Raw genomic sequence first — 5,934 nt, forward strand, 5'->3', positions numbered from 1 at the left:
CAACTAATTCAACTAATTCAACTAATTCAACTAATTCAACTAATTCAACTAATTCAACTAATTCAACTAATTCAACTAATTCAACTAATTCAACTAATTCAACTAATTCAACTAATTCAACTACTCTATCCTCTTTATCTCAATTCTCTGATGAGATATTTTGTCAATTTGAATGGTAGAAATATTTTTTTTATCATAAAAAAATGAAATATCCGAAAGCTCATAATTTCTGTTGTATTCCAGAATTACATAAGAATCAGGATTAGTGAAAACGATCTTTTCAAGTAACATTTTTTCGGAAAAAATTAGTGAATAATTCTCATTTTCATAGTTTTTAGATTTAATGATTTCTTCTTTATTATTTATCAGTTTTTGGACATCAAATATTTTTGCAAAATCCGGTAATTTTTCTTTTTCAAAAAGAGAATCGAGTATATTTTCTTCGGTTTGGAAAGGCAGTCTTAAAACGATGGTTGTATCCATATAAACTGTGATGAAAGGAGTCGGATGCATTCCCATAATTCCGGAATCAAAAATATCCATCCTGAAAGCTTCTTCGTTCTTTCTGATCGAGACATTTTTCCTGAAAGAAAAACTTTTGTAATTTAATCCGATAATGCCGTCGATCCGAAAATTTTTCCAGCTTTCAAGATGATTTAAAAGAAGTTTTTCTTTTTTGGAATAGTCGTCGATCGGGAAAGATGCACAACTCCATACAAAGAGGATAATAACAAAAAAAAAAGCTTTAAGAAGGATTTTCATCTTTCTTGGTCATTAACAGAAAAATCGCAATTACGCTGAAAATAAACATGATCGAACTTAATATCTGTCCCATGGTCATAAAACCGATGAGAAAACCGAGATGTTCATCAGGTTCACGAACGAACTCTACTAAAAACCGGAAAAGTCCGTAAAAACCGATAAATGACCAGAAAACAATTCCGGATTTATTTATTTTTTTCAGGATTATAAATGTGATAAAGAATAAAAGAAAACCTTCCAGAAATGCTTCATAAAGTTGTGACGGATGACGAGGTAAGCCATCAGAATTCGGGAAGACCATTCCCCATGGAAGATTAGTTACACGACCATAAAGTTCAGCATTGATGAAATTTCCGATCCTTCCCAAACCTAATCCAATCGCAACTAACGGCATGGTCGGATCTGCCAGACGATAAAAATTATAGTTATGTTTTTTACTGAAAATAAGACCTGCAATAATGACTCCGACTGCACCTCCGTGAAAGGACATTCCTCCTTCCCAGACTGCGAAAATATGCAGAGGATGATAAAAGTAGTAAGAGAGTTTGTAGAAAAGAACATAACCGAGCCGACCTCCGATAACAACACCCAGCATGATCTGGAAGAGCAGGTTTTCGTATTCTTCTTTTTTGAGGAAAACTTTTTTTTGAGTGAAGAGTTTTTTTAGGAAAATATAGCCAACGACAAATCCGACTATATACAAAAAGCCGTACCAGCGGATTTCGAGGAAACCAAGATTTACAATAGTTGGATTTATGTCAGGATATTTCAGCATTTAATTTTTTTTAAAATTCCTCTTTAAAAAGGGGATTTTGGTAATCTAATATTTTTCGATATGAAATTCTTGAAAACTAATTCGGGTTCATTCATAAATAAAAAATCTTGCGAATGGTCGCAGACCTTCGCAATGGTTGAAGATGAAAATACCGACCATTACGGAGGTTTCTTAATCTTGATTTTTGAAAGAATGTCAAGATTAAAGCTCAACCATCCGTAAGGTCTAGAAAATCATTTACCCAGTTCTTTCAGTTTATTATAAATGATGTCCACTAATTCATCCGGAGGAAGTTCATACTTTTCTCCCTCTTTTTTAATTTCCGGGGAGAAGATCTTTACAACTTGTGTGGGAGAACCGTTCAAACCAATATCATTTTCATTTAATCCAAGATCATTAGCAGTCCAGATTTTGAGTTCAGCTTTTTTGGCGTTTCGTTTTCCCCGCAGAGAAGGAAGTCTTGGAATATTGATTTCTTTCACAACTGTTAATGCTGCAGGAAGTGTCATCTCAATCCTGTCATATCCGTCTTCCATCAACCGTTGTACGATAATTTTGTTATTTTCGATCTGCTCGATTTTTTTTACGAAACAGGTTTGCGGGATTTGCAGATGAGTTGCGACTCCGGGACCAACTTGGGCTGTATCTCCGTCGATTGCCATTTGACCGAAAAAGATCAGATCAAATTCACCGATTTTTTTGATCGCTTCTGCCAGGCTCAAACTTGTTGCCCAGGTATCGGCTCCGGCAAATTTTCTGTCTGTCAGTAAGACGATTTCATCGACTCCGATAGAAACCGCTTCCCGCAGAGCAGATTCGACTTGCGGTGGTCCCATACTTATTGCAGTTATTTTTCCACCATATTTTTCTTTGATCCTGATCGCTTCTTCGATCGCATAAAGATCAAAAGGATTGAGAATGCTTGCTACGCCTTCTCTGATCAAAGTGTTTGTGGTGGGATCGATTTTGATGTCGGTTGTATCAGGAACTTGTTTTATACAGACGATTATATTCATATTTCCTCGAGAGAAAATTTGCCAAATTTTAAAAATTTGGCAAATTTATTTCAGATAAAACTCTTTAATAGTTTCGATCACATAATCCTGCTGTTTTTTTGATATTTCTGAATAGATCGGAATTGAAATAACTTTTTTTGACATTTCTTCGGAAACCGGTAAATCACCTTCTTTATAATTGAGATAAGAAAAACATTCCTGGATATGCAATGGTTTCGGATAATAAACGGCACATCCGATATTTTTTTCCCTTAAAAAATTTTGAAGTTCATCTCTATTTTCAGCAATGAGTGTGAATTGATTATAAATACTTTTTGCTTTCTTATGAATGACTGGAAGTTTGATCTGTGGAATGTCATTCATATTTTCATAATAATATTTTGCATTCTGTCGACGCGCTTCAGACCAGCTTTCCAGATGCGGAAGTTTGGTCAGCAGAACTGCTGCCTGGAGAGTATCGAGACGGCTGTTCAATCCCACCCATTTATGGAAATATCTGGGATTTTCTCCATGCACACGAAGTTGTTTTAATTTTTCAGCTAATTTTTCATCATTGGTCAGACACATTCCGCCGTCGCCCATCGCACCTAAATTTTTACTCGGGAAAAAGGATAAAGTTCCGATATCTCCGATCGTGCCGGCAACCTTGTTATCGAATCTTGCTCCAATCCCTTGAGCATTATCTTCAATTATAGGAAGATCATTTTTTCGAGCAATAGCAGTGATCTTATCCATGTCAGCCGGTTGTCCGAAAAGATGAACGACCATAATAGCTTTGGTTTTGGAAGTGATCACGGCTTCGATCTGATCAGCGTCGATATTGAAAGTTTCCGGATCGATGTCGGCAAAAACCGGATTTGCTCCCACGCGATGGATCGAACCGGCAGTTGCAAAAAAAGTGAATGGAGTAGTGATAACTTCATCGTCTTTTTCGATTTCGAGTGCTTTTAATGCTAAAACAAGAGCGTCGGTTCCGGAAGCACAACCGATGGCATATTTTGCTTCGCAATAAACCGAAATCTTTTCTTCCAATTCTTTTACCTGCGGTCCTAAAATGTATTTATGAGATGCAAATACTTTTTCAAATTCTTTCCTGATATCGTCTAAAAGGGCATCATATTGTGCGTTTAGATCTAAAAGAGGTACATTCATAAAACTCCTTATTATTCTTCGAAATAATTAATAACTTTTTCTAAAATTTTGTCCAAATTATACTTGGTTTTATACCCGATCATATTTTTAATTTTTGTCAGATCCGGAGCTCTTCTGATCATATCTTCAAAGCCTTCTTCATAAGCATCTTCATATTTGATAAACTCAATTTTGGAGCGGCTTTTAGTTAATTTTTTGATTTTATGAGCAAGTTCTTCGATCGTTATTTCTTCGCTGCTGCCGATATTAAAGATCTGACCTTCAGCTTTTTTCTCATTCATGAGTTTTATCAAACCACCGACAACATCTTCGATATCCGTAAAACAGCGGGACTGCTTTCCGTCTCCAAAAACAGTGATCGGATGGTTCAGAAGAGCGCTTTTCACGAATTTCGGAATTACCATCCCATACTGTCCGGTTTGTCGCGGACCGACCGTATTAAAACATCTAACGATCACAACCGGAAGTTTTTTCTCACGATAATAAGCTAGAGATAAAAATTCATCGATCGCTTTGGCAGAACTGTAGCTCCAACGAGAAATATGAGTAGAACCGAGTAACCTGTCATCTTCTTCTTTAAACGGAACTTTGTTTGCTTTTCCATAAATCTCGGAAGTCGAAGCAACCAGAACCTTTTTTTTAAATTTATTAGCAAATTCAAGGACATTTTCCGTTCCCGCAATATTCGTTTTTAATGACAGCAGGGGATTATCAATGATGTATTTAACACCGACTGCAGCAGCAAGATGATAAACCTGTTCGGCTTCGGAGATCAATTTTTGTAGAATATCCCTGTTCAAAACGGAATTGATCGTGTATTTAAAATTTTGATTCTTAACTAAGTGTCTGATATTGGAAAATCTACCTGTAGAGAGATTATCGATAACCGAAATTTCATTTCCTTCTTTTAATAATTTTTCTGCGAGATGTGAACCGATAAATCCCGCTCCACCTGTAATTAATATTTTCATTTTAACTCCTTGATTTTACTGGGTCGCATTTTTAATAACAATAAAAACTGTAGCGATTTGCGCTGAGACAGCCATGAAGTCTTTGAAAAATTCCCAATAATCGAAATCCGGTTTTTCCGGGACAAAAATCATATCACCAACTTCTACAATCGTATCTTTATCCGGTTTAAGCCATTCACCGGATTTTGCCCTGATTATTCTGATCTTACTTTTACGGGGATTCCATGAGAAACCACCAGCTTGCTCAATGTAGTATAAATAATTTTTTTCAGGAAGATATGTAATTAATCCTGGATTTTTAACCTGACCGGAAACCGAAACAGTGACTGTTTTACTCGGGAAATAGATATAATCATTATTTTTTAAAACAACATCCAGGTTTTCATCTTTATCACGACAAAGTTTCTCAAAAGCAACCGAGAATTTTCCTCGCAACTCTCTGGATTTCGTTTTGAAATATTCATACTCCAATTCACTCATATCCTGGACAAGCATTAATTTAAGTCGTTCAAATTCAGGATCGACAATATCTTCTCTCCTTTTTCTCTGAATAAAAGCATTTGCTAAATCTGAGTTTTCAGTAATTCCTCCGCATTTATCCATTATTTCGAGCAAAGTAGTTTTATTTTCTTCGATGGCATAAATCCCCGGGAATTTTACTTCGCCAAAAATTCTGATATATTTTTTCTCATGAAAATCAGGAATGGACCGAATGTATATTCTATCATCGTCTTGTAACAATAGATCTTCCTGATTATGAGGATCTTTGATAATTCCTTTTAAATTGAAAGCAATGATCTCAGTATCGATACTGTTTTCTTTGAAACGAACGATTTCAGCTTCCTCTAGATATGCATCTTTTTTCAATCCTAAAGCAAGAGCAATAATGTCGCTTATTTTATCTCCTTCAACAAGTTCAATAGATCCCGGATTGTTGATCGCACCACCGATTGTAACCTGCTTCTTCAGTGCAGGAACAACAACAATGTCGCCATCTTTGATATAAGGATTATTCTTTTCTTCTCCTAGAATGTAGTATTTCTCCATGTCGAGATTGATTTCTTTATCACCCCTTTTGAGGACAATATTTCTTTTTGAAGGAGTAAAGGATAAAGGTGTTTGAATTTGGTTCTCCGTTTCGATTTCAGGGATGAAATTCGCTCGTTTAATTGCCTGTGAAATTCTGCTTGTCGGTGGTAACTGATAAACTCCAGGATTTCTTACAGCCCCTACAACAGAAATACTATACATAGGAACA

At 35.8% G+C, this 5,934-nt stretch carries 6 protein-coding genes; all 6 read right to left on the reverse strand.

What is annotated here, in order from left to right:
* Nucleotides 1-120 precede the first annotated feature (120 nt).
* Nucleotides 121-762, reverse strand: coding sequence for a hypothetical protein (locus ENL20_02200; protein ID HHE37366.1), 642 nt, complete (start codon nt 760-762; stop codon nt 121-123).
* Complete coding sequence (locus ENL20_02205) at nt 746-1,537, reverse strand: prolipoprotein diacylglyceryl transferase (GenBank protein HHE37367.1); 792 nt, start codon at nt 1,535-1,537, stop codon at nt 746-748. The genes ENL20_02200 and ENL20_02205 overlap by 17 nt, the downstream gene beginning before the upstream one ends.
* A gap of 233 nt (nt 1,538-1,770) precedes the next feature.
* Nucleotides 1,771-2,553 carry an electron transfer flavoprotein subunit beta/FixA family protein gene (locus ENL20_02210; protein HHE37368.1) on the reverse strand — a complete coding sequence of 261 codons (783 nt, stop codon included), beginning with the start codon at nt 2,551-2,553 and terminating at the stop codon, nt 1,771-1,773.
* A gap of 45 nt (nt 2,554-2,598) precedes the next feature.
* Entirely contained in the window at nt 2,599-3,705 is a 1,107-nt protein-coding gene (locus ENL20_02215) for a DegT/DnrJ/EryC1/StrS family aminotransferase (GenBank protein ID HHE37369.1), read from the reverse strand.
* A gap of 11 nt (nt 3,706-3,716) precedes the next feature.
* Nucleotides 3,717-4,676, reverse strand: a complete 960-nt coding sequence (locus tag ENL20_02220) for an NAD-dependent epimerase/dehydratase family protein (GenBank protein ID HHE37370.1) — start codon at nt 4,674-4,676, stop codon at nt 3,717-3,719.
* Nucleotides 4,677-4,691: 15 nt separating this feature from the next.
* The coding region (locus tag ENL20_02225; protein HHE37371.1) for a hypothetical protein at nt 4,692-5,934 on the reverse strand (1,243 nt) is incomplete at its 5' end.

The organism is Candidatus Cloacimonadota bacterium (assembly GCA_011372345.1).
In the GTDB taxonomy this organism is placed as follows: Bacteria; Cloacimonadota; Cloacimonadia; order Cloacimonadales; family TCS61; genus DRTC01.